A 20,613-nucleotide genomic window follows, 5' to 3' on the forward strand; every position below is an offset into this window, starting at 1 on the left:
CGTCGGTCGGCCGCGTCAGCGGATGTTGATGATGGTCTGGGTGACCTGGTCCTGGGTCGAGATCATCTGCGCGTTGGCCTGGAAGTTGCGCTGCGCGGTGATCATGTTGACCAGCTGCTCGGTCAGATCGACCGTGGAGGCCTCGAGCGCGCCGGACTGCAGCTGGCCGAAATCGGCCGTGTCCGGGGCGCCGGTGCGCGGCGAGCCGGAGGCGTAGGTCTCGGCCCACAGGTTGTTGCCCTGCGGCTGCAGGCCCTGCGGATTGACGAACGTGGTCAGCGCGATCTGCCCCAGCGGCACGTCGGCGCCGTTGGAATAGCGCGCGAACACCACGCCGTCGGGGGAGATGCTGATCTCGTTGAGCTTGCCGGCGGCGTAGCCGTCCTGGCGGATGTCGCGCAGGGCGAAGGCCTCGCCGAACTGGGTCGAGCCGCCGAGGTCGACGGTGAGGTTCATCGGCGCGGCGCCGGTGCCCGGGGTGTACGCCGGCAGCGCGATCTGCGCCGGCGACGGGCTGACGAGCTGGCCGCCGGAGGAGAACTGCAGCGTGGCCGGGCCGCCGACCTGGGCGCCGTCGACGAAGTTGTAGACCTGCCACTCGTTGGCGTTGGCGGTCTTGACGAAGTACGAGGTCTGCACGTGGCCCACCCCGAGCGAGTCGTACACCGTGGTGCCGCCGCTGGAGGCGTTGTAGCTGTTCGGGTCGGCCGGGTCGAACGGCGCCGCCGTCGGCTGCGCGGCGTTGCCGGGCAGGCTGACCATCATGTCGACCGTGCCGGTGGCGCGCGGCGGGCTGGTGGTGGTGAGCAGCTGCAGGTCGGTGAGGCGGCCGACGTCGAAGCCGTCGCCGCTGGCGTTCGGCGCGAACACCTGCAGCCGCGCGCCGTCGGGGTTGACCACGTAGCCGTTGGCGTCGGTCTGGAAGTTGCCGGCGCGCGAATAGACGCGGGCGCCGTTCGCGCTCAGGGTGAAGAAGCCCTCGCCGTCGATGGCGATGTCGAGGTTGCGCCCGGTCGGGTCGATGTTGCCCTGCGAGAACTGCTGGGCGACGTTGCTCAGCCGCACGCCCGAGCCGATCGCGTTGCGCGACAGCCCGTAGGCGGTGGAGGAGAACAGGTCCGCGAACTCGGCGCGCGACTCCTTGAAGCCGGCGGTGTTGACGTTGGCGATGTTGTTCGCGGTGACGTTGAGGTCGGCGTTGGCCGCGTTGATGCCGGACAGCGATGTGTTGAAGCTCATGGGGCACTCCGGTTCGGGGCCTCCCGCTCGCGGGAGAGGGGGCGGGTTGGGGGGCGGGGCGTTCAGCGCACCCGCAGCACGTTGTCGAGCGTGGTCGTGCCCAGCCCGGCCAGGTCCAGGTACAGCCCGTCGGACCCGACGGTGACGCTCTGCACCGGCGCCTCGACGTAGGTGTCCAGCGCCTTCGACGCGCCGCTGGCATCGACGTAGGTGGCGGTGACGCCGTAGCGGCCGGCGGGCAGGCGCGTCCCGGCCGCGTCCAGGCCGTCCCATTCGAACGCGACCTCGCCGGACTGCGCGGCGGCGACGGCGATCCGGCGCACGCTCTGGCCGTTGCCGTCGCTGATCTCGAACGTGACCGTGCCCGCGCCGGGCGCCGCCACCGCGCCGGCGGCGCCGCCGCTGGCGCCGAGCGCGAGCTTGGCCGAGGGCACCAGCACGCTGCGCCCGATCAGGCTCGCGCCGCGCAGCACCTGGTCGGAGCCGAGCGAAGCGGTCACGCTTTCCAGCGTGCTCTGCAGCCCCTGGATGCCTTGGACGGTGGAGAACTGCGCCAGCTGGCCGAGGAATTCGCTGTTCTGCATGGGGTTGAGCGGGTCCTGGTGCTGCAGCTGCTCGGTCATCAGGCGCAGGAAGTCGGCCTGGCCGAGGGTGTCGGACTTCTTCTTGCCGGCATCGGCCGCGGCGGTGAGGCCGAGGCTGGCGTAGACGTCGGAGGCGATCGCGCTCATCGGGGCGGGTTCCGGTGCGGGGCTCAGCGGCCCATGGACAGCGTGGCCACCGCCAGTTCCTTGGCGCTGTTGAACACCTCGACGTTGGCCTGGTAACTGCGCGAGGCGGAGATCAGGTCGACCATCTGCGCCACCGGGTCGATGTCGGGCGCGTACACGTAGCCCTGTTCGTCGGCGAGCGGATGGCCGGGCTCGTAGCGGCGCTGCGGCGCGGCGTCGCTCTGCGCGACCTCGACCACGCGCACGCCGGCCAGCGCCGGGTCGCCGGCCAGCGGCTCGGCGCGGAACACCGGGCGCAGCGCGCGGAAGGTCTCGTCGGGGCTGGCGGACACCGAATCGGCGTTGGCCAGGTTGCTGGCGACGGTGCTCAGCCGCACCGACTGCGCGGTCATCGCCGAGCCGGCGACGTCGAAGATGGGCAGGTTGCTCATGGCGCGGCTCCTTTATTGGCCGGTGATCGCGGTCAGCATCGAGCGCACCTTGGACTCGACGAAGCTGAGCGAGGCGCGGTACTCGAGCGCCGCCTGGGCGAACGCGGCGCGTTCGCGCTCGGCGTCGACGGTGTTGCCGTCCTGGCTCGGCTGCGCGCCCGGGCGGGCATGGCGCGCCGCGCGCACGGCGGCGTCGACCGGCGCCTCGCCCGCCGCGCCGGGTTGCCCGGCGGCGCGCAGCGCGGCGGCGAAGTCCAGGTCCTGGGCCTGGTAGTTCGGCGTGTCGGCGTTGGCCAGGTTGGCGGCGAGCAACTGCAGGCGCTGCTCGCGCAGCGCCAGCGCGGTGCCGTGGATGCCAAGGAAGTCGGACATGGGGCCTCCGGGAGGTTCCCGCAGGCTCAGGCAAGCCGCGTGCCAGGGCGCCGCGCGGCGGCGACGCGCCGGGTACGGCGCGGCGCTCGACCCGCCGCCGTTCCCGCCCCGCGCCCGGGGCGCCGGCGGTCATCCCAGCGCCGTCACCCGCGCGGCCACGCGCTGCGCCAGCTCGTGCTCCGAGTACTTCGGCACGAAGTCGTCCGCGCCCACGCGCTCGACCATGGCCTGGTTGAACACGCCCGAGAGCGAGGTGTGCAGCAGCACGAACAACGGCGCCAGCGCCGGGTCGCGACGGATTTCCGTCGTCAGGGTGTAGCCGTCCATCGCCGGCATCTCGATGTCGGAGATGACCATCGCGTAGCGCTCGTGCGGGCGCACCCCGGCCTGGGCCAGCTGCTGCAGGTGCTCCAGGGCCTGGCGGCCGTCGGAGAGCAGGGTCGCGCCGAGGCCGAGCTGCTCCAGCACCGAACGGATCTGGTTGCGCGCGACGCGCGAGTCGTCCACCACCAGCACCTCGCGCGGCGCGCCCGGGGCGGCGTCCGCGGCCAGCGGCGCGATGCGGTCGGCGTCGCTGGCGCGCGGCGCGGATTCGGCCAGCACGCTCTCCACGTCGATCAGCTGGATCAGCTCGCCGTGGTGGCGGGTCACGCCGGTGAGGTAGTGGTGGTCGGCGCCGGTGTCCGGCGGCGGCAGGATGTCCTCCACCGCGATGTTGACGATCCGGTCCACCGCCGAGACCAGGAAGCCCTGCACCGAGCGGTTGAACTCGGTCACCACCAGATACGGCGGCGCCGGGTCGTGGCCGTGGCCGATCGCCCGCGCCAGGTCCAGCACCGGGATGCTGCGCCCGCGCACGTCGGCCGCGCCGCTGAACGCCGGCGGCAGCTGCGGCAGGGTGAACAGCGGCGGCCGCGGCAGCACTTCCTGCACCTTGAACACGTTGACGCCAAAAAGCTGACGCGAGCCGAGACGGAACAGCAGCAGCGCCAGCCGGTTGTGGCCGGCGAGGCGGGTGCGCTGGTCGATGCGGTCGAGCAGGTCCTGGCTCATGCCGGGGTTGTCGGCGCGTCCGCGCGGGACTTGAGGCCGGGTCTCCCCGGAAAGTGCAAGAAGCCCCTCTTCGGCGAGCTGGAGAAGCGGTCCAGCGCCCGCGCCCGCTTGCGAGCGCGGGTCGGGTGGGGCGGAGTCGCCCTCGCGACCCCGACGGCCCGCGGCACGCTTCCTGCAGGCTCGCCTCCGTTCGCACCAAGGGAGCGCACGATGCATCCACGGCGTAGGCCCGCGCTCGCGTGGCCGGGAGCGATGGCGGGAATTGCCGCCGGCGGGCTGCTGGCCGCCACGGCGGCGGCGACCGGCTTCCAGCCGCCCGAAACGATCCGCGCCGCCGCCCTGGCCGCGCTCGGCGGCCGTGCCGCCGGGGTCGAGGTCGCGCCGCAGCTGCGCATGCCGCGCTGTGCGCAGGCGCTGCAGGCGCGCGCGATGGGCCCCGCGTCGGTCGAGGTGCGTTGCGGGGATGCGCCCGGCTGGCGCCTGTTCGTGCCGGTGCGGCTGCAACGCGGCGAGGCCCCGCCCGCGACCGCAGCCGAGCCCGGCGACGCGGCGGCCCCTAGCGCAGCGGCCTCCGGGCCGCCCGCCGGCCGCCGCCTGCCCGTGTTCGCCCCGGCGGCCGAGCCGGCCGGCGCCGAACTGCTGCGCCGCGGCGACCCGGTGGTGCTGGTCTCGCGCATCGCCGGCGCCGAGGTGCGCGGCAGCGGCCGCGCGCTCGGGCCGGGCCGGCTCGGCGCCACGGTCAGCGTCGAGAACGTCGGCTCGCGCCGTATCATCCGCGGGCGGGTGGTCGCCGCGGGCACGGTCGAGGTGCTGCCGTGAGCGGAACCCTCAAGTTTCCCCGGCGCCGGCCGCTACCGGGGCCGAACGAGCTTCCCAGGAGCCAGCCATGACCCACAAGATCGACGGCGCCCTGCCGCCGCTGGCGCGTCCGGCCGATGCCGCCGCCGGTACCGCGGCGCGCGCGCGCGCCGGCGCCGAACGCGAGCAGCCGGTCGCGGCCGCGTCCGCCGCCGGCGACCAGATGCGCCTGACCGGCGACGCCGCCGGGCTGCAGGCGCTGGAGCGCGAACTCGGCGCGGCCCCGGCCGGCATCGACGTGGCCAAGGTGAACGGCATCCGCGCCGCGCTCGCCGACGGCAGCTACCGCGTCGATCCGCAGGCGATCGCCGAGCGCATGCTCGCCCTCGAGACCGACCTGGCGCGGTGAGCGAGGGCGCGCACCCGCTCGACGCGCTCGAACGGGCCCTGCGCGACGAGCGCCGGGCGCTGCTCGAGCACGACGCCGAGGCGCTGCTGGCCGCGACCGCGGCCAAGCTCGCGGCGCTGCGCCAAGCCGAGGGCTGGCCGCCGGATCCGGCCGCGCGCGAACGCGTGCAGGCGTTGAGCGAGCTCAACCAGGCCAACGGCGCGCTGCTGGCGCGGCGCCGGCGCGAAGTGAACTGGACCCTGCGCCAGCTCGGCCGGATCGAGGCCGGCAGCGTGTACGATGCCAACGGACAGACCGGCGCCCGCCCGCAGGCGCGCTGTCTCGGAGTGGGATGAACGAAACCGGCCAGCCAAGCGCGCCCTGGAGCGACGACATGCTGTGGGCGGTGTCGATGGACGACACCGCGACGCTGCTGCTCGACGGCAGCGGCGCGCTGGTGCACGGCAACGACGCCGCGCGCGTGCTGGCGCTGCGGCTGCGGCCCGATGCCGCCGAACCCGACCTCGCCGCCTTGCTCGCCTGCGTGCCCGAGCAGGGCTGGCGCATCGCCTGCCGCGACGGCCGCTGGATCGGCGAGATCGCCGTGCCCGAACGCGGCCTGGTGCTGGAGATCAAGGCGTTCGCCGGCCGCGCCGGCGGGCGCGAGCGCCGCTTGGTGACGGTGAGCGACGTGTCGGCGCGTTCGGCCCGCGAAGGCGAACTGCAGCGCCGCCACGACGAGCTGCTCTCGACCTACGACCGCCTCGCCAGCGCCCAGGAGCAGCTGCTGCAATCGGAGAAGATGGCCTCGATCGGCCAGCTCGCCGCCGGCGTCGCCCACGAGATCAACAACCCGATCGGCTACGTCCATTCCAACATCGGCACCCTGCAGGAGTACGTCGGCGCGCTGCTGACCCTGATCGAGCACTACGCCAACGCCTTGCAGTCCGACGACCCCGCCGCGGCGCGCCCGGCGCTGCGCCAGTTGCGCGAGCGCCTGGACGTGGACTTCATCGTCGGCGACGTGCCCAAGCTGCTGGAGGAATCGCGCGAGGGCATCGAGCGGGTGACCAAGATCGTGCAGGACCTCAAGGAGTTCTCGCACGTCGAGCGCGACGAGCCGATGCGCCCGTCCGACCTGCGCCGCGGCCTGGAATCCACGCTCAACATCGTCTGGAACGACCTCAAGTACAAGGCCAGGGTCGAGAAGCACTACCAGGACGCGCCGCCGGTGGAATGCCACCTGTCGGAGATCAACCAGGTCTTCATGAACCTGCTGATCAACGCCGGCCAGGCCATCGCCGAGCGCGGCATCATCACCCTGGCGATGGGCTGCGAAGGCGACGAGGTGTGGGTCAGCATCGCCGACACCGGCTGCGGCATCCCCGAAGAATCGCTGCAGCGCATCTTCGACCCGTTCTACACCACCAAGCCGATCGGCCGCGGCACCGGCCTTGGCCTCGCCATCGCCTACCGCATCGTCGCCAAGCACCACGGCCGCATCGAGGTCTCGAGCAAGGTGGGCCAGGGCAGCACCTTCCGCGTCGTGCTGCCGGTCGCGCAACCCAAGTTGTCGCGGCCGCGGGCGGGCTGAGCGGGTCGCCCGCCGCGTTCCGCCGCCCTGGCGTCCCTGGCGGGAATCCAGCGCCGCCCGGCGAACCGGGCCGCCGGATCCGCGGCGCGGCAGCGAGCCAGCCAGGCGCAGCCGGCGATCGCCGGCGAGGCCGCCCGTCCGGCGCTCAGTACCCCGATTCGCCCGCCGCGCGCCGCTCGTGCGCGCGGAACGCGTCGAGGATGTGCTCGCGCAGTTCCTCGTCGTTCCACGGCTTGGTCAGGAAGCGGTAGATCGCGCCGCGGTTGATCGCGTCGGTGATCGTGGCCAGGTCGGTGTAGCCGGACAGGACCATGCGGATGGTGTCCGGGTAGAGGTCGCGCACCCGGGTCAGGAACTCGGTGCCGCTCATGTCGGCCATGCGCTGGTCGGACAGGATCACCTGCGCGCTGTTGCTGGCCAGCAGGTCGAAGGCCTCGCGCACGCTGCTGGCGGTGAGGATGTGGTAGCCGTCGCGGCGGAACAGCCGCACCAGCGAGCGCAGCACGTTCTCCTCGTCGTCGACCAGCAGCAGGGTGCGCTCGGGGCGGGTGGCGGCGAACGCGCTCGGCAGCAGGAAGCGCTTGCGCACCAGGTCGCCGAGCTGGTCCGCCGGCAGCGAGGGGCTGAACAGGTAGCCCTGGAAGAAGTCGCAGTGGTTGCGGCGCAGGAAGCCGAGCTCGGCCTCGCTCTCCACGCCCTTGGCCACCACCTTCATGCCGAGCTGGTGGCCCATCGCGATGATGCCGCGCACGATCGCCGCGCTGCGCGGGTCGCTGGCGACGTTGCGGATGAAGCTGCGGTCGATCTTGATCCGGTCCAGCCGGTACTGCGCGAGCGCGGCGAAGCTGAGCCCGCCCAGGCCGAAGTCCTGCACCGTGAGCGTGGCGCCGAGCGCGCGCAGCCCGGCCAGGGTCTCGTGCACGCGGTGCGCGTCGGTGGCCAGCACGCTCTCGGAGATCTCGAACTCCAGCGCGCTGCCCGGCAGGTCGTAGCGGTGCAGCAGCTCGCCGATGTGGTCCAGGCAATCGCGCTGGACCAGCAGCGGCCCGGCCAGGTGCACCGACATCGACAGGTAGTCCAGGCCCTGCGCGCGCCACTGCGCCAGCTGCGCGGCGGCGGCGTCGAGCACCCACGCGCCCAGGCGCGCGGCCAGGCCGACGCGGTTGGCGAGCTCGAGGAACTGGCTGGGCCGCAGCAGGCCGTGCTCGGTGCGCCAGCGCAGCAGCGCGGCGAAGCCGGTCAGGCTGCCGTCGTGCGCGGCGACCTGCGGCTGGTAGTAGAGCTGGAACTCGTCGCGCTCGATCGCCTCGAGGAAGCGCTGCGCCAGGCCGTCGATGGCGACCTCGCCCTCGCTCTGCGCCGAGTACAGGCCGACGCTGTTGAGCCCGTCCTGCTTGACCCGGCGCAGCGCTTCCTCGGCCTTGGCGAGCAGGCCGGCGGCGTGCGGCGCGTGGTCCGGGAACACGGCGATGCCGATCGACAGCGTCACCGGCAGGGTGTAGGGCGGAATCGACAGCGGCGTCTCGAACGCGTCGCGCAGGCGCTCGGCCAGCGCGGCGCCGTCGGGTTCGCCCGGGCGGTAGCCGATGCCGGCGACGAACTCGTCGCTGCTCAACCGCCACAGCCAGCCGTCGCGCGGCACCGCGCGGCGCAGGCGCTGGGCGATCGCGGCCAGGGCCTGGTCGCCCACCGTCGCGCCCATGTTGGTGTTGATCGAGCGGAACATGTCCACGTCGATGTGCAGCAGGGCGATGCGGCGCCTGGTCGCGCCGGCCACCGCGATCGCGGTGGCGAGGCTGGGGCCGTTCGCGCCGAGCCGGTGCAGGCCGGTGATCGGGTCGACGGCGATGTCGCCGAAATCGTCGTGACGCTGCGACATGCGGCCCGCGGACGCGGCTACTCCTGCGCTTGCGGCTGCGGCCGGGCGGTGCTGCCGAAGTCGCCCTCGGCCGACGCGGCCAGGTAGGCGAACACCGCGTAGGCCGCCACGTTCTGCGCCAGCGCCCGCGGATCGATCTTGTCGAGGGTGTCGTCCGGCGTGTGGTGCAGGTCGAAGTAGTCGGTGCCGTCCTGCGCCAGCCAGGCCCAGGCCAGGCCCTGCTGCGCGAACGGGCCGAGGTCGGGGCCGGGGCCGCCCTTGCCGGGCCGGTGCTCGATGCCCAGCGGCGCCAGCGCCTGCGCGATCTGCGCCTCGGCGGCCTTGGCGTGCTCCGGCGCCGAGGTCGAGAACGCGTAGATGCGGCCGGCGCCGAAGTCGCTCTCCGCCGCGATCTGGTGCTTGGCGACGTCGGCGGCGTGCCTGGCCGCGTAGGCCTTGCCGCCGTGCAGGCCCTGTTCCTCGTTGGCGAAGGCGATCACGCGGATGGTGCGCGCCGGCCGCGGCTTGATCTCGCCGATCAGCTTGGCCGCCGCCATGGTCAGGCCGACGCCGGCGCCGTCGTCGATCGCGCCGGTGCCGAGGTCCCAGGAATCCAGGTGCCCGCCGATCAGCACCACCTCGTCCGGCGCCTGGCTGCCGCGGATCTCGCCGATCACGTTCTGCGAGGTGTAGCTGCCGTCCCAGCCGCAATCCAGCGCCAGCCGCACCTTGACCGGGCCGCGCGCGAGCAGCCGCGCCAGCTGGTCGGCGTCGGGCGCGGCCAGCGCCGCCGACGGGATCGGCGTCAGCCCCTCGTCGAAGCGGGTGATGCCGGTGTGCGGCATGCGGTGCGAATCGGTGCCCGCCGAGCGCATCAGGTAGGCCGCGGCGCCGGCGCGGATCGCCGCCGACGGGCCACGGCTGCGCACCCGTCCGCCCGGGCCGTAGCCGCTGCCGTCGCGCGCGCGTTCCATCCTGTAGTCGACGAAGGCGATCTTGCCGGCCAGCGAGCCGGGCGCCGCCGCCTCCAGCGCGGCCAGGTCGGGGAAGCGCACCACCTCGGCCTCGACCGTGCCCGCCGGGCTGCCGCCGAGCGCGGTGACCGCCAGCGGTTGCGCATGCGCGCCGACGACGCGGGCGCTCTCGCTGCGGCGCTCCCACTTGGGGAAGGTGACCGGTTCGGTCCACACCTTGTCGAAGCCGAGCTCCTTGAACTTGGCCACCGCCCACGCGACCGCGCGCGCGTCGGCCTCGCTGCCGGCCAGGCGCGGCCCGACTTCGGTGGTCAGCGATTCGACGATGCGGTAGCCCAGGTCGCTGGCCAGGGCCTTCTCGCGCAGCTGCGCCGCCGTGGCCAGGGCCGGTTCCGGAATGCGCGTCTCGCGCCCGGCGGCGAGGACCGGGCCGCCCAGCGCGGCGGTCAGCAGGACGGCGATGGTCGCGAACGGCGGTACGCGCATTTCGAGGGCTCCCCTACGACGAAGACGAAGCCGCGAGCGTAGCAAGACGGGCCGAGGCCGAGGGGTGTCGTCGGTCATACGCGCCGTGTGCGGGATCGGGCCGTTCGCGGTGGCGCGATCGCCGACGCGCCGCGCGGCGCGCGCGTCGGCGTGGGGCCGCGCGGGGCGCGCGATGCGCCGCCGGAGGCGCGGATCGCCGCGGCGGGGGCTGCCGCGGCACGCATGCGGCGCCGCCGGTCCGCGGCGCGGCCGCCCGCGCGGCCCGGCGTCGCCGGCACGCGCAGACGGGCTGGTCCGCGGGCCTAGGGCTTGTTCTTCAGCGCGTCGCGGATCTCGCGCAGCAGCAGCACGTCCTCCGGCGTGGCCGGCGCCGGCGCCGGCTTGCGCACGCGGTTGTAGGCCTTCAGGAACAGGAAGATCACCAGCGCGATCAGCAGGAAGTCGAGCACGGTCTGCAGGAACAGGCCGTAGCGGACCGCCACCTCGGCGGCCACCTCCTTGCCGGCCGAATCGAGCTGCGCCGGGCGCAGCACGTAGCGCCAGTCGCTGACGCTGGCGTTGCCCTGGGTGACGAAGCCGATCACCGGCATCACGATGCCGTCGACCAGGGCGGTGACGATCTTGCCGAACGCGGCGCCGATCACCACGCCGACGGCGAGATCGACGACGTTGCCGCGCGAGATGAATTCCTTGAATTCGCTGATCATGCCCATGGGCTGCGCTGCCTCCTAGTGATGGCCCGAGAACTCGGCTCCGGCCGGACGCTCCGGGCGCGGCCTGCGCCCGGACCCGAAGCCCATTGTGATCCGCGCGCTGCCGCCGCGACAACGACCGCGCGCACGGACCTCATGCGCCGGCGACGATCCGGCCGCTGCGCTCGACCACGCCGTCCAGGCGCGCGCGGAAGCGGTCGCCGACGCGCAGCGGCCCCACGCCCGCCGGCGTGCCCATGAACACCAGGTCGCCGGCGCGCAACGCGTACAGCCTGGACAACTCGTGCAGGATCTCCGGCACGTTCCAGATCAGGTCGGCGAGGCTGCCGCGCTGGCGCAGCGCGCCGTTGACCTCCAGGCTCAGCGCGCGCGCGCCGAGCTCGCCGGTCTGCGCGGCCGGCACGATCGCGCCCAGCGGCGCCGCGCAGTCGAAGGCCTTGCCGGTGTCCCAGGGCAGGCCCTTGGCCTTGGCCGCGCTCTGCAGGTCGCGCCGGGTCAGGTCGAGCCCGACCGAGTAGCCGAACACCAGCGCGTGGGCGTCGGCCGGGTCGAGCACGCCCGGACCGGCGTCGCGGCCGAGCGCGACCACCAGTTCGACTTCGTGGTGCAGCTCGGCGGTGCCCGGCGGATAGGGCACCGCTTCGTCCACGGTCGCGGCATCGGCCGGCTTGAGGAAGAACACCGGATGGCCGCGCTCGGCGGCGGACGCCGGCGCGGCCGCGCCCATCTCGCGCGCGTGCTCGGCGAAATTGCGGCCGACGCAGTAGATGCGGTGGATCGGAAACTCGCCGCCGCCCCGCACCGGCACGCGCGGTTGCGGCGGTGCCGCGAACACGTCCGCCATGGACTTCAGCGGACTTCGGCGGAGGAGCCGGACGGCTGGCGCAGCGCCGCGGGCTCGACCACCCGGTACTCGGCCTCGACCACCCGCGGCGCGCGCGCGGCGGCGCGGCCGCGGCTGCTCCACAGCTTGTACAGCAGGCCGGCGCCGATCATCGCCGCGCCGAGCACCACGCTGAACATCACCAGCACCGCCAGCACGGCCAGGCCGACCAGCCCGAACGCGAAGCGCAGCAGGCGATGGCGCGGCTTGCGCGGCTCGAAGGCCGAGCGCATGCGCGCCTGGAACTGGGCGTGATCGAAACGGAAACTCTGGGCGAACATCGACGTCGTGACACAATGCGGCGGTTGGCGCCGGGCAGGCGAGTATCGGTCCAGGTATGAGCGAGGGTGTGAGAACTTCGTTAAGCGATGCGGCGGGGATCGCGGAAGCGGCGCCGCTGCTGGCGCTGGAGCGTCTGCCGGACGGCGGTTTCGCCGAAGCCGCGGCGACCATCGACGGCGACGCCGAGTCGCTGCTGCTGTACCGCGAGGGCGAGCGCGTGCGCGCCTGGCTCAACATCTGCCCGCACGCCGGCCGGCGCCTGGACTGGGCGCCGGGCCAGTTCCTCAAGAGCCGCGACGGCCTGCTGGTGTGCGCCGCGCATGGCGCCAGTTTCGAGCTCGACGGCGGCGTCTGCGTCGCCGGCCCCTGCCGCGGCGAGGCGTTGCGCGCGGTGGCGGTCAGCGTGCGCGACGGCGCGGTCTGGCTGGATTGAGGCCTCAGTCGCCGCCCGCCGCGGCCAGCGCCGCCGCGCCGGCGCGCGCGATCTCGCCGTCCTTCGCCGAGGGCGCGCCCGAGACGCCGATCGCGCCGACGACGTCCCCGCCGTGGCGCAGCATCACCCCGCCTTCGATGGGCAGCGCGCCCGGCAGCGCCAGGACCGCCAGCGCGTTCTTTTCGAGCAGGTCCTGGTGGAAGACGGTGTCGCGCCGATAGTCGACCGCGTGGCGCGCCTTCGCCAGCGCGACTTCGACGCTCGAAGGGGGCGTGCCGTCCATGCGTTGCAGCAGCAGCGGGCGCCCGGCGTCGTCGACGACCGCGATGGTCACGCGCAGCCGCTGGCGCAGCGCTTCGGCTTCCGCCGCGGCGAGCACGGCCTTCGCCCCCGCGAGGTTGAGCGCGGCGCGCGCCGCGACCAGGGGGGGAGGCGGGGCCGCGCGCGGCGCCGGGACGAGGACGGCCAGCGCGGCGCCGAGCAGGGCGGCGGATCGGAAAATGGGCATGCGGTCCTCGGATTCGTCGGGAGGGGCGGTCAGAACAGCAGGTTCACCATCGCCACGCTGACCGCGGTGTAGATCAGCGACAGCGGCGCGCCGATCTTCCACAGCTCCTTGCCGGTGTAGCCGGCCGGGCCGGTGATCATCGAGATCACCGGGTTGGACGCGGTCATGAAGTTGTTCGAGGCCGACAGCGCCACGATCAGCGCGAACGCGGTCGGGTTGCCGCCGGCGGCCAGGGCCAGGTTGATCGCCAGCGGCACCACCACGATGGTCGCGCCGACGTGGCTGATCACCAGCGAGAACGCGGTGGTCAGCAGGCCGAGCAGGATCTCCAGCAGCCAGATCGGCGTGCCCTGCGGCAGGCGCTCGATGGTGTGGCCGGCCACCCAGGCGGCCGCGCCGCTGGAGTCCATCGCCCAGCCCAGCGGGATCAGGCAGGCCATGGTGAACACGGTCTTCCAGTTGATCGCCGCGTACGCCTCGTCGATGTGCAGCACGCCGGCGATCAGCATGCCGGCCACGCCGGTCATCAGCGCCAGCGACACCGGCAGGCGCGAGGACAGCGCCAGCAGCATCGCCACGGCGAAGATCGCCATCGCGATCTTGAACTTGTGCGGGCGCTGCTCGCCCTTGGGGTAGTCGGTGACCACCACCAGGTCCTTGCTCGCCGCGGCCTCGGCCAGGTCGGTCCAGATGCTGTGGAACACCAGCATGTCGCCGGCGCGCAGGGCCACGTCGCGCACGTTCTCGCGCAGCACGGTCTTGTCGCGGTTGATCGCCAGCAGGTTCAGGCCGAGCTGGCGGCGCAGCTGCAGGTCGCGGCCGGTCTTGCCGATGAACTTCGAGGTCGCCGGCACCACCGCCTCGGAGATGCCGGCGCGGCTCGGGTTGAACAGGTCGCCGAAATGCCGCAGGCGCGAGCTCATGCGCAGGAAATGGTTCTGCGCGTAGTCGGAGACCTGCTGGCGCGGCCCCATCGCCCCGAGCACGCTGCCGACCCAGATGCGGGTGTCCGCCGGCGGCGCCAGGCGCGCCTCGCCGTCGCTCTTCAGCGCCAGCAGCAGCGGCGCGCCGCGCAGCGACTCGGCCTCGCCCAGCGACATGCCGACCAGCGGGCTGTCGGCGGTGACGGTGAGCTCGTAGACGTCGCCGTCGATGCCGTAGGCCTTGGCGAAATAGCTCTGCGTGCGCGCCGGCGTCACGCCCTTGCCGTCCTCGTCGCGCAGGCGCTTGTCGCCGAAGAAGTGGAAGTAGGCCAGCGACGCGGCGAGCAGCGCCAGGCCGATCGGCAGCGGCGCGAACATCTTCAGCGGCTCCAGCGTGGCCGCGCCGGAGGGCAGGTTGGCGTTGGCCGCGATCAGCAGGTCGTTGAGGAGGATCAGCGGCGAGTTGCCGACCATCGTCAGCGCGCCGCCCATCACGATCGCCGCGGCGATCGGCAGCAGCAGCCGCGGCAGGGTCACGCCGGTGCGCGAGGACAGGCGCGAGGCCACGGGCATGTACAGCGCCATGACCGACGGGTTCTGCATGATCGAGGAATTGATCCCGGCCACCGCGCTGGTCAGCAGCAGCAGCCGCTGCTCGACCCCGCGCGCGCGGCGCAGCAGCCAGCCGGCCAGGCGGTTGAGCGCGCCGGTGCGGTCCAGCCCGGCGCCGAGGATCATGGTCGCGATGATGCTGAGCACCGCGTGGCCGGAGAAGCCGTTGAACAGCTCGTCCGGCTCGACCAGGCCGGACAGGCCGAGCAGCACCAGCACCACCAGCGCGACCACGTCGGCGCGGATGCGCTCGAACAGGAACATCACCATCGTGAAGCCCACCAGCCCGAGAACGAGCTTCATGTCGGTGGTGAGCGTCAGCGCGGTGTCCATCAGGCGCGTGGTTCGTGATGCGGGATTCGCGATTCGCGGCGGCAGGCGCACCGGCCTGCGGGGCGGCAGGCCGGAGTCGGCTCAAGGGGGCGGACGATCACCAATCTCGAATCCCGGATCACGGAGTTCTGTCGTAGAGGAGATCCCAGACGCCGTGGCCCAGCTTCAGGCCGCGGCTTTCGAAGTGGGTCTGCGGGCGCCACTCCGGCCGCGGCACCGCGCCGCGCGGGCCGGCGCGGTTGGCCAGCCCGGGCGTGGCGTCGAGCACGTCCCACATCTGCTCGGCATAGTCCCGCCAATCGGTGGCCAGGTGCAAGCGCCCGCCCGGGGCCAGTTTGGCGGCGACCAGCCGGGCGAACTCGGGCTGGACCAGGCGGCGCTTGTGGTGGCGCTTCTTGTGCCAGGGGTCGGGGAAGTAGATGCGGATCTCGTCGAGGGCGGCGTCGGCGATCTCGTGGCGCAGCACCTCGACGGCGTCGTGCCGGTACACGCGCACGTTGTCGCTGCCGTCGGCGGCCAGGCCGTTGAGCAGGCGGCCGACGCCCGGCGCGTGGACCTCGACCCCGATCAGGTCGCGCGCCTGGTCGCGCTGCGCGGCGTAGCGCAGCGCCTCGCCGTTGCCGAAGCCGATCTCGAGCACGCGCGGCGCCCGGCGGCCGAACACGGCGTCGAAGTCGCGCGGCTCGCCCCGGTAATCCAGCCCGTAGCGCGGCCACAGTTCGTCGAACGCGCGCTGCTGCGCCTCGGTGAAGCGGCCCTGGCGCAGCACGAAGCTGCGCACCTGGCGGCGGCCTTCCTCGACGGTGAAGGGCTTGGGGGGATGGGCTTCCTTCATCGTCCGCTCACCCCCGTTCCGTCGAGAGCGGCATCGCGACCGGCCTGCCGGCCGCCGCTCCCGCGCGATCGGAGCGCTGCGGCGACCGGCCCTCCCGCTTGCCGGAGAGGGCGAGCGCGCCCGACCCGTGAGGCAGCCTCATCCGATCAACCCGTCGACCGGCGAGGACGCGCTGGCGTAGCGCTTGCGCGGGATGCGGCCGGCGCGGAACGCGGCGCGGCCGGCCTCGACCGCCAGCCTCATCGCGTGCGCCATCCGCACCGGATCGCGCGCGCCGGCGATCGCGGTGTTCATCAGCACGCCGTCGCAGCCCAGCTCCATCGCGATCGCCGCGTCGGAGGCGGTGCCGACGCCGGCGTCGACGATGATCGGCACCTTGGCGTTCTCGACGATCTCCAGCAGGTTGTACTTGTTCTGCACGCCCAGGCCCGAGCCGATGGGCGCCGCCAGCGGCATCACCGCGACGCAGCCGATCTGCTCCAGGCGCTTGGCCAGGATCGGGTCGTCGGAGGTGTAGACCATGACCTCGAAGCCGTCCTTGACCAGCCGCTCGGCGGCGTCCAGCGTCTGCACCACGTCGGGGTACAGGGTCTTCTGGTCGCCCAGCACCTCCAGCTTGACCAGGTTGTGGCCGTCGAGCAGCTCGCGCGCGAGGCGGCAGGTGCGCAGCGCGTCCTCGGCGGTGTAGCAGCCGGCGGTGTTGGGCAGGATGGTGTAGCGGTCCGGCGGCAGCACGTCGAGCAGGTTCGGCTCGCCCGGGTTCTGGCCGATGTTGCTGCGGCGGATCGCGACGGTGACGATCTGCGCGCCGGCGGCCTCGGTGGCCAGGCGGGTCTGCTCGAGGTCGGCGAACTTGCCGGTGCCGGTCAGCAGGCGGGAGGAGTAGGGCTTGCCGGCGATGACGAGCGCGTCGTCGGCCGGCGCGAGAGCGGTCAGGGACGTCATCGCTACATGGTACCAGCGCGCCGGCCGGAACCGCGGCGAACGCGCCTTTTTTCGCCCGCGTCGCGTCGCTCAGCCGCCGCCGAGCGCGTGCACGATCTCGATCCGGTCGCCGGCGGCGAGCACGTGCTCGCCGTGGCGGCTGCGCGGCACGATCGCGCCGTTCACCTCGACCGCCACGCGGCGCTCGCCCAGGCCTTCCAGCTGCAGCAGCTGCAGCACGGTGATGTCCGCCGCGACCGCGCGCGGCTCGCCGTTGAGTACGATGTCCATGCGCGCATTGTCGCGCGCGCGCCGCGGCGCGGCCAGCGCGCTTTGCCGCAGTGCGGCTTGAGCGGGCGCGGCGGCCATGCTTCGATGCGCCTCCATCCGCGGGCGTATGCCCGGCCGGACCCGGACCACACGATCACATCAGGGACCTTCATGACCAAGCCTGTCCGCACCTTGCTGGCCGCCGCGCTCGCGCTGGCGACCGCGCCGGCCTTCGCCCAGACCTATTCGCAGACGATCTTCTTCGGCGACAGCCTGACCGACTCGGGCTACTTCCGCCCGGTGCTGGTCGCGGCGAACCCGTCGGCGGCGATCCTCGGCCGCTTCACCACTAACCCGGGCCTGGTCTGGGCCGAGTACCTCGCGGGCCGCTACGGCACCGACGCGACCAGCGTCAACCAGGGCGGCAGCAACTACGCCATCGGCGGCGCGCTGGTCGCCACCGACCGGCCGGGGCTGCTGCCGACCCTGTCGCTGCGCACGCAGATCGGCAACCACCTCGCCGCCAACGGCGGGCGCGCCGACGCCCATGCGCTGTACACCGTCTGGGGCGGCGCCAACGACCTGTTCGCGGCGGCCGCCAATCCGGCCCAGGCGCAGGCCATCGTCGGCGCCGCGGTGACGGCCCAGGTGGGCAACGTGATGACCCTGCAGAATGCCGGCGCGCGCTACGTGCTGGTGCCGAACATCCCGGACCTGGGCATCACCCCGCAGTTCCGCGCGCAGGGCGCGGCCGCGCAGGCGCAGGGCACGGCCCTGGCCACCGCCTACAACGACGCGCTGTTCGGCGGCCTGGCCGCGGCCGGTGCGCGCGTCATCCCGCTGGACACCTTCCACCTGCTGCAGGAAATCGCCGCCGATCCGGCGCCCTACGGCATCGTCAACGTCACCGGCACCGCCTGCCAGCCGCAGGTCACCGCGCAGTCGCTGACCTGCAACCCGGCCACCTATGCCGCGCCGAACGCGCCGGACACCTACCTGTTCGCCGACGGCGTGCACCCCTCGTCCAAGGCGCATGCGGTGATGGCCGACTACGCGGTGTCGGTCCTCGAGGCGCCGCGGCAGCTCGCGGTGCTGCCGCACTCGGCGGCCACGGTCGGGCGCGCGCGCGCCGACCGCGTCGCCGCGCAGCTGCAGGCGCGGCCGGAAGGCGCCGGTGCGCGCTGGTGGGCCGACGTCCGCGGCGACTCGCAGCGCTACGGCGACGGCGACCTCTACGACGGCATGGGGCCGACGTTGAGCTTCGGCGTCGACTGGGCCAGCGGCCGCCTGGTGTACGGCGGCTTCGTCGGCTACGGCCGGCAGAAGCTCGACTGGGGCCGCAACGGCGGCGAGTTCGACCAGGACGACACCAGCCTCGGCGGCTACCTGGGCTGGTCCGGCGGCGCCGCCTGGGTCGACGCCCAGCTCAGCTACACCCGGCTCGGCTTCGACGTGGAGCGCCGCGTCGTGCTCGGCCCGACCTCGCGCACCCACCGCGGCTCGCCGGACGGCAGCAACCTGTCGGCGGCGGTCAACGCCGGCTGGAACTTCGGCGAAGGCGCGCTGCGCCATGGCCCGGTGGTCGGCCTGCTGTCGCAGCGCATCGAGGTCGACGGCTACGCCGAGGACAGCGCCGAATCGACCGCGCTGGCGTTCCCGAAGCAGGAGTTCGATTCGCTCATCGGCAGCGTCGGCTGGCAGGTGGACTATGCGCACGGCGCGCATCTGCGCCCGTACGCCAAGCTGACCTACGACCACGAGTTCGAGGACGGCGAGGACCAGGCCTACGCGCAGCTGCGCTCGGTGCCCGGCCTGGCGCCGTACGCCGTGCCGGGGCTGGAGTTCGACCGCGACTACGGCACGCTCAGCTTCGGCGCGCGCAGCACGCTGTTCGGGCTGAACGCCGACGTCGGCACCCGCGTCACCGTCGGCCAGAAGGGCGGCAACGACGCGACGGTGTACCTGAGCCTGGGCGGCAGCTTCTGAGCGAAGCGCCTCCCGGCTCGCGGGCGCCCGGCGCCCGTCCCCGCGGACGCAGGGGCGGGCGTTGAACGGAGCGTCGCGACCCGCCAGGACGCCGTCCCGCCGATGGGCGCGGCGCCGGGGCGGCCTCGCCCGCCGCGCCGTCGACGCGTTGCCAATCCGCCGCGGCCCGGCATAGACTTCGCCGCAGCGCGGGTGTAGTTCAATGGTAGAACTGCAGCTTCCCAAGCTGCTAACGTGGGTTCGATTCCCATCACCCGCTCCACACGCCCGTAACGGCGGCCCACGCACAGTGGCCGCCGTTTTTTCGTGCCGCAGCCGCGCGTCGGCGGCGGGCTGGACCGGCCGAAAGTGAGAAGGCGATGGCGAGGATCGTGCTCGGTTGGCGGGAATGGGTGGCGCTTCCCGATCTCGGCATCGCCGCGGCGCGGGCCAAGATCGACAGCGGCGCGCGCAGTTCGGCGCTGCACGTGGACCGGCAGTGGCGTTTCGTCGAGGCCGGCGCGCCCTGGGTCGGCTTCAGCATCCGCCCGGACCTGGCCGGCGGCGAGGCGATCGAGGTGGCGGCGCCGGTGTACGACGAGCGCGAGGTCACCGACTCCGGCGGCCGCCGGACCCGGCGCGTGTTCCTGCGCACCCGGCTGCGGCTGGCCGGGGTCGAACGCGAAATCGAAATAAACCTGACCGATCGTGGCGGCATGCGCTTCCCGATGCTGCTCGGGCGGACCGCGATGGCGCGGCTGTTCACGGTCGACCCGGCGCGCTCGTTCATGCACGGCCGGCCCGGGCCGGCGGGGCGGGGCACGCGCATCGTCCACGACGGCGCCCGCGCGCGCTTGGCCCCTCCGTCCTTCCTTTCCCGCCGAAGTCCCCCATGAAACTCGCGATCCTTTCGCGCAACAGCAAGCTGTATTCGACCCGGCGCCTGGTCGAGGCCGCGCGCGAGCTGGGCCACAGCGTGCGCGTGCTCGACCCGCTGCGCTGCTACCTGCGCATCGCCAGCGACGGGTTCAGCCTGCACTACAAGGGCCGGCCAATCGCCGGCTATCACGCGGTGATCCCGCGCATCGGCGCCTCGGTCACCCGCTACGGCACCGCGGTGCTGCGCCAGTTCGAGCTGATGGGCACCTCGACGCCGAACTCCTCCGACGCGATCCTGCGCGCGCGCGACAAGCTGCGCTGCCACCAGCTGCTGGCCGCCGCCGGCATCGGCATGCCGACCACGGTGTTCGGCGACAACCCCGACGACACCCACGACCTGCTGTCGATGCTCGGGCCGCCGCCGCACGTGATCAAGCTCAACGAGGGCACCCAGGGCGCCGGGGTGATGCTGACCGAGAAGCTTTCGGCCTCGCGCGGGGTGATCGAGGCGCTGCGCGGGTTGTACGCGAACTTCCTGGTCCAGGAGTTCGTCGCCGAGGCCAAGGGCGCCGACCTGCGCTGCTTCGTGGTCGGCGGCAAGGTGGTGGCGGCGATGAAGCGGCAGGCGCCGAAGGGCGACTTCCGCTCCAACCTGCACCGCGGCGGCACCGCCAAGGGCGTGAAGCCGACCGCGGCCGAGCAGGACGTGGCGATCCGCGCCGCGCGCGTGCTGGGCCTGGGCATCGCCGGCGTCGATCTGATCCGCTCCGCGCGCGGGCCGCTGGTGCTGGAGGTCAACGCCTCGCCCGGGCTGGAGGGCATCGAGGAGGCCACCGGGGCCGACGTGGCCGGGGAGATCGTCCGCTACGTCGCCGTCCGGCAGCGCCGCGCCGAGCAGCAGCGGATCGCGCGGGAAAAGTGAATTATCGGAAGTTGGCCGAAGTTCGGCGCATTTGCGACGAAGATGGCGCCGTTCTGCGCACGAGGTCACGGGCTTCCGGCTCGCCGCCCGACCCCCGTTTAACGGGCCCTTAATCGGCGGGGGCGTAGCGTTGTCCGGGCCGCAGCACTGCCGCAATCCACGTCAGCGATCTGGACCAAGCAGGTTACGGTAATCGGGGCAATACCT

General features: G+C 73.2%; 23 protein-coding genes and 1 tRNA gene. 9 read left to right on the forward strand and 15 right to left on the reverse strand.

Annotated elements, in window-relative coordinates; all coding sequences use genetic code 11:
* Positions 1 to 15 precede the first annotated feature (15 nt).
* The 5 genes from flgE to EDC50_RS00265 all read right to left on the reverse strand — a co-directional run bounded on the left by flgE (position 16) and on the right by EDC50_RS00265 (position 3,826).
* Entirely contained in the window at positions 16 to 1,239 is a 1,224-nt protein-coding gene (gene flgE, locus EDC50_RS00245) for a flagellar hook protein FlgE (protein ID WP_123768483.1), read from the reverse strand.
* 62 nt (positions 1,240 to 1,301) lie between these two features.
* The gene (locus EDC50_RS00250; protein WP_123768484.1) at positions 1,302 to 1,970 is read right to left on the reverse strand and encodes a flagellar hook capping FlgD N-terminal domain-containing protein; all 669 of its coding nucleotides are present in this window, start codon (positions 1,968 to 1,970) and stop codon (positions 1,302 to 1,304) included.
* A 23-nt stretch (positions 1,971 to 1,993) separates the two neighbouring features.
* On the reverse strand, positions 1,994 to 2,401 hold the full coding sequence (flgC, locus tag EDC50_RS00255; protein ID WP_123768485.1) for a flagellar basal body rod protein FlgC: 408 nt from the start codon (positions 2,399 to 2,401) through the stop codon (positions 1,994 to 1,996).
* Positions 2,402 to 2,413: 12 nt separating this feature from the next.
* Positions 2,414 to 2,773 carry a flagellar basal body rod protein FlgB gene (flgB, locus tag EDC50_RS00260; protein ID WP_123768486.1) on the reverse strand — a complete coding sequence of 120 codons (360 nt, stop codon included), beginning with the start codon at positions 2,771 to 2,773 and terminating at the stop codon, positions 2,414 to 2,416.
* Positions 2,774 to 2,902: 129 nt separating this feature from the next.
* A complete protein-coding gene (locus EDC50_RS00265) occupies positions 2,903 to 3,826 on the reverse strand; it encodes a chemotaxis protein CheV (protein ID WP_123768487.1) in 924 nt (307 codons plus the stop codon).
* Between the two features lie 252 nt (positions 3,827 to 4,078).
* Here EDC50_RS00265 and EDC50_RS00270 point away from each other — a divergent pair, with 252 nt between their 5' ends.
* The 4 genes from EDC50_RS00270 (at position 4,079) to EDC50_RS00285 (ending at position 6,606) form a co-directional block, all read left to right on the forward strand.
* A complete protein-coding gene (locus EDC50_RS00270; protein WP_123768488.1) occupies positions 4,079 to 4,645 on the forward strand; it encodes a flagella basal body P-ring formation protein FlgA in 567 nt (188 codons plus the stop codon).
* 67 nt (positions 4,646 to 4,712) lie between these two features.
* Positions 4,713 to 5,033 (forward strand): flagellar biosynthesis anti-sigma factor FlgM, encoded by a 321-nt coding sequence (gene flgM / locus EDC50_RS00275; protein WP_123768489.1) that lies wholly within the window; start codon positions 4,713 to 4,715, stop codon positions 5,031 to 5,033.
* Positions 5,030 to 5,368, forward strand: coding sequence for a flagellar protein FlgN (locus tag EDC50_RS00280; RefSeq protein ID WP_123768490.1), 339 nt, complete (start codon positions 5,030 to 5,032; stop codon positions 5,366 to 5,368). Before flgM ends, EDC50_RS00280 begins: the two co-directional genes overlap by 4 nt.
* On the forward strand, positions 5,365 to 6,606 hold the full coding sequence (locus EDC50_RS00285) for an ATP-binding protein (RefSeq protein ID WP_123768491.1): 1,242 nt from the start codon (positions 5,365 to 5,367) through the stop codon (positions 6,604 to 6,606). The genes EDC50_RS00280 and EDC50_RS00285 overlap by 4 nt, the downstream gene beginning before the upstream one ends.
* A 145-nt stretch (positions 6,607 to 6,751) precedes the next feature.
* Here EDC50_RS00285 and EDC50_RS00290 read toward each other — a convergent pair whose 3' ends face one another.
* From EDC50_RS00290 to EDC50_RS00310, 5 genes are all read right to left on the reverse strand, one after another.
* The gene (locus EDC50_RS00290) at positions 6,752 to 8,485 is read right to left on the reverse strand and encodes an EAL domain-containing protein (protein ID WP_123768492.1); all 1,734 of its coding nucleotides are present in this window, start codon (positions 8,483 to 8,485) and stop codon (positions 6,752 to 6,754) included.
* Positions 8,486 to 8,502: 17 nt separating this feature from the next.
* Positions 8,503 to 9,924, reverse strand: coding sequence for a M28 family peptidase (locus EDC50_RS00295; protein WP_123768493.1), 1,422 nt, complete (start codon positions 9,922 to 9,924; stop codon positions 8,503 to 8,505).
* Positions 9,925 to 10,226: 302 nt separating this feature from the next.
* Positions 10,227 to 10,637: a large-conductance mechanosensitive channel protein MscL gene (gene mscL / locus EDC50_RS00300; protein ID WP_123768494.1), complete on the reverse strand. Its 411-nt coding sequence runs from the start codon at positions 10,635 to 10,637 to the stop codon at positions 10,227 to 10,229.
* A 133-nt stretch (positions 10,638 to 10,770) separates the two neighbouring features.
* On the reverse strand, positions 10,771 to 11,481 hold the full coding sequence (locus EDC50_RS00305; protein WP_123768495.1) for a fumarylacetoacetate hydrolase family protein: 711 nt from the start codon (positions 11,479 to 11,481) through the stop codon (positions 10,771 to 10,773).
* A gap of 5 nt (positions 11,482 to 11,486) precedes the next feature.
* Positions 11,487 to 11,801, reverse strand: a complete 315-nt coding sequence (locus EDC50_RS00310) for a hypothetical protein (RefSeq protein ID WP_123768496.1) — start codon at positions 11,799 to 11,801, stop codon at positions 11,487 to 11,489.
* A gap of 98 nt (positions 11,802 to 11,899) precedes the next feature.
* Between EDC50_RS00310 and EDC50_RS00315 the strand changes: the two genes are divergently transcribed.
* Positions 11,900 to 12,235 carry a Rieske (2Fe-2S) protein gene (locus EDC50_RS00315; RefSeq protein WP_199742135.1) on the forward strand — a complete coding sequence of 112 codons (336 nt, stop codon included), beginning with the start codon at positions 11,900 to 11,902 and terminating at the stop codon, positions 12,233 to 12,235.
* 4 nt (positions 12,236 to 12,239) lie between these two features.
* Here the strand turns inward: EDC50_RS00315 and EDC50_RS00320 are convergent, their stop codons facing one another.
* The 5 genes from EDC50_RS00320 to thiS form a co-directional block, all read right to left on the reverse strand.
* Positions 12,240 to 12,845: a GlcG/HbpS family heme-binding protein gene (locus EDC50_RS00320; RefSeq protein WP_123768498.1), complete on the reverse strand. Its 606-nt coding sequence runs from the start codon at positions 12,843 to 12,845 to the stop codon at positions 12,240 to 12,242.
* Complete coding sequence (locus EDC50_RS00325; RefSeq protein WP_123768499.1) at positions 12,773 to 14,611, reverse strand: SLC13 family permease; 1,839 nt, start codon at positions 14,609 to 14,611, stop codon at positions 12,773 to 12,775. Before EDC50_RS00325 ends, EDC50_RS00320 begins: the two co-directional genes overlap by 73 nt.
* Before the next feature lie 118 nt (positions 14,612 to 14,729).
* Complete coding sequence (gene trmB / locus EDC50_RS00330; protein ID WP_123768500.1) at positions 14,730 to 15,446, reverse strand: tRNA (guanosine(46)-N7)-methyltransferase TrmB; 717 nt, start codon at positions 15,444 to 15,446, stop codon at positions 14,730 to 14,732.
* A gap of 138 nt (positions 15,447 to 15,584) precedes the next feature.
* Positions 15,585 to 16,382 (reverse strand): thiazole synthase, encoded by a 798-nt coding sequence (locus tag EDC50_RS00335; protein ID WP_123769575.1) that lies wholly within the window; start codon positions 16,380 to 16,382, stop codon positions 15,585 to 15,587.
* Positions 16,383 to 16,460: 78 nt separating this feature from the next.
* Positions 16,461 to 16,661 (reverse strand): sulfur carrier protein ThiS, encoded by a 201-nt coding sequence (gene thiS / locus EDC50_RS00340; RefSeq protein ID WP_123768501.1) that lies wholly within the window; start codon positions 16,659 to 16,661, stop codon positions 16,461 to 16,463.
* A 174-nt stretch (positions 16,662 to 16,835) separates the two neighbouring features.
* On the opposite strand from thiS, the gene EDC50_RS00345 reads away from it, so the two are divergent.
* The 4 genes from EDC50_RS00345 (at position 16,836) to rimK (ending at position 20,406) form a co-directional block, all read left to right on the forward strand.
* Complete coding sequence (locus tag EDC50_RS00345) at positions 16,836 to 18,626, forward strand: autotransporter outer membrane beta-barrel domain-containing protein (RefSeq protein ID WP_170167595.1); 1,791 nt, start codon at positions 16,836 to 16,838, stop codon at positions 18,624 to 18,626.
* 188 nt (positions 18,627 to 18,814) lie between these two features.
* Positions 18,815 to 18,888, forward strand: a tRNA-Gly gene (locus EDC50_RS00350).
* Positions 18,889 to 18,985: 97 nt separating this feature from the next.
* Positions 18,986 to 19,501 carry an ATP-dependent zinc protease family protein gene (locus tag EDC50_RS00355; protein WP_123768503.1) on the forward strand — a complete coding sequence of 172 codons (516 nt, stop codon included), beginning with the start codon at positions 18,986 to 18,988 and terminating at the stop codon, positions 19,499 to 19,501.
* Positions 19,498 to 20,406, forward strand: a complete 909-nt coding sequence (rimK, locus tag EDC50_RS00360; RefSeq protein WP_123768504.1) for a 30S ribosomal protein S6--L-glutamate ligase — start codon at positions 19,498 to 19,500, stop codon at positions 20,404 to 20,406. Before EDC50_RS00355 ends, rimK begins: the two co-directional genes overlap by 4 nt.
* Positions 20,407 to 20,613 lie beyond the last annotated feature (207 nt).

This window comes from Vulcaniibacterium tengchongense (assembly GCF_003814555.1).
In the GTDB taxonomy this organism is placed as follows: domain Bacteria; phylum Pseudomonadota; class Gammaproteobacteria; order Xanthomonadales; family Xanthomonadaceae; genus Vulcaniibacterium; species Vulcaniibacterium tengchongense.

What these genes read in the sequence shown, in the direction of transcription:
- flgE (WP_123768483.1), bottom strand. Translation starts at nt 1,239, where the DNA reads ATGAGCTTCAACACATCGCTGTCCGGCATCAACGCGGCCAACGCCGAC.
- EDC50_RS00250 (WP_123768484.1), bottom strand. Translation starts at nt 1,970, where the DNA reads ATGAGCGCGATCGCCTCCGACGTCTACGCCAGCCTCGGCCTCACCGCC.
- flgC (WP_123768485.1), bottom strand. Translation starts at nt 2,401, where the DNA reads ATGAGCAACCTGCCCATCTTCGACGTCGCCGGCTCGGCGATGACCGCG.
- flgB (WP_123768486.1), bottom strand. Translation starts at nt 2,773, where the DNA reads ATGTCCGACTTCCTTGGCATCCACGGCACCGCGCTGGCGCTGCGCGAG.
- EDC50_RS00265 (WP_123768487.1), bottom strand. Translation starts at nt 3,826, where the DNA reads ATGAGCCAGGACCTGCTCGACCGCATCGACCAGCGCACCCGCCTCGCC.
- EDC50_RS00270 (WP_123768488.1), top strand. Translation starts at nt 4,079, where the DNA reads ATGGCGGGAATTGCCGCCGGCGGGCTGCTGGCCGCCACGGCGGCGGCG.
- flgM (WP_123768489.1), top strand. Translation starts at nt 4,713, where the DNA reads ATGACCCACAAGATCGACGGCGCCCTGCCGCCGCTGGCGCGTCCGGCC.
- EDC50_RS00285 (WP_123768491.1), top strand. Translation starts at nt 5,365, where the DNA reads ATGAACGAAACCGGCCAGCCAAGCGCGCCCTGGAGCGACGACATGCTG.
- EDC50_RS00290 (WP_123768492.1), bottom strand. Translation starts at nt 8,485, where the DNA reads ATGTCGCAGCGTCACGACGATTTCGGCGACATCGCCGTCGACCCGATC.
- EDC50_RS00295 (WP_123768493.1), bottom strand. Translation starts at nt 9,924, where the DNA reads ATGCGCGTACCGCCGTTCGCGACCATCGCCGTCCTGCTGACCGCCGCG.
- mscL (WP_123768494.1), bottom strand. Translation starts at nt 10,637, where the DNA reads ATGGGCATGATCAGCGAATTCAAGGAATTCATCTCGCGCGGCAACGTC.
- EDC50_RS00305 (WP_123768495.1), bottom strand. Translation starts at nt 11,481, where the DNA reads ATGGCGGACGTGTTCGCGGCACCGCCGCAACCGCGCGTGCCGGTGCGG.
- EDC50_RS00310 (WP_123768496.1), bottom strand. Translation starts at nt 11,801, where the DNA reads ATGTTCGCCCAGAGTTTCCGTTTCGATCACGCCCAGTTCCAGGCGCGC.
- EDC50_RS00325 (WP_123768499.1), bottom strand. Translation starts at nt 14,611, where the DNA reads ATGGACACCGCGCTGACGCTCACCACCGACATGAAGCTCGTTCTCGGG.
- trmB (WP_123768500.1), bottom strand. Translation starts at nt 15,446, where the DNA reads ATGAAGGAAGCCCATCCCCCCAAGCCCTTCACCGTCGAGGAAGGCCGC.
- thiS (WP_123768501.1), bottom strand. Translation starts at nt 16,661, where the DNA reads ATGGACATCGTACTCAACGGCGAGCCGCGCGCGGTCGCGGCGGACATC.
- EDC50_RS00355 (WP_123768503.1), top strand. Translation starts at nt 18,986, where the DNA reads ATGGCGAGGATCGTGCTCGGTTGGCGGGAATGGGTGGCGCTTCCCGAT.
- rimK (WP_123768504.1), top strand. Translation starts at nt 19,498, where the DNA reads ATGAAACTCGCGATCCTTTCGCGCAACAGCAAGCTGTATTCGACCCGG.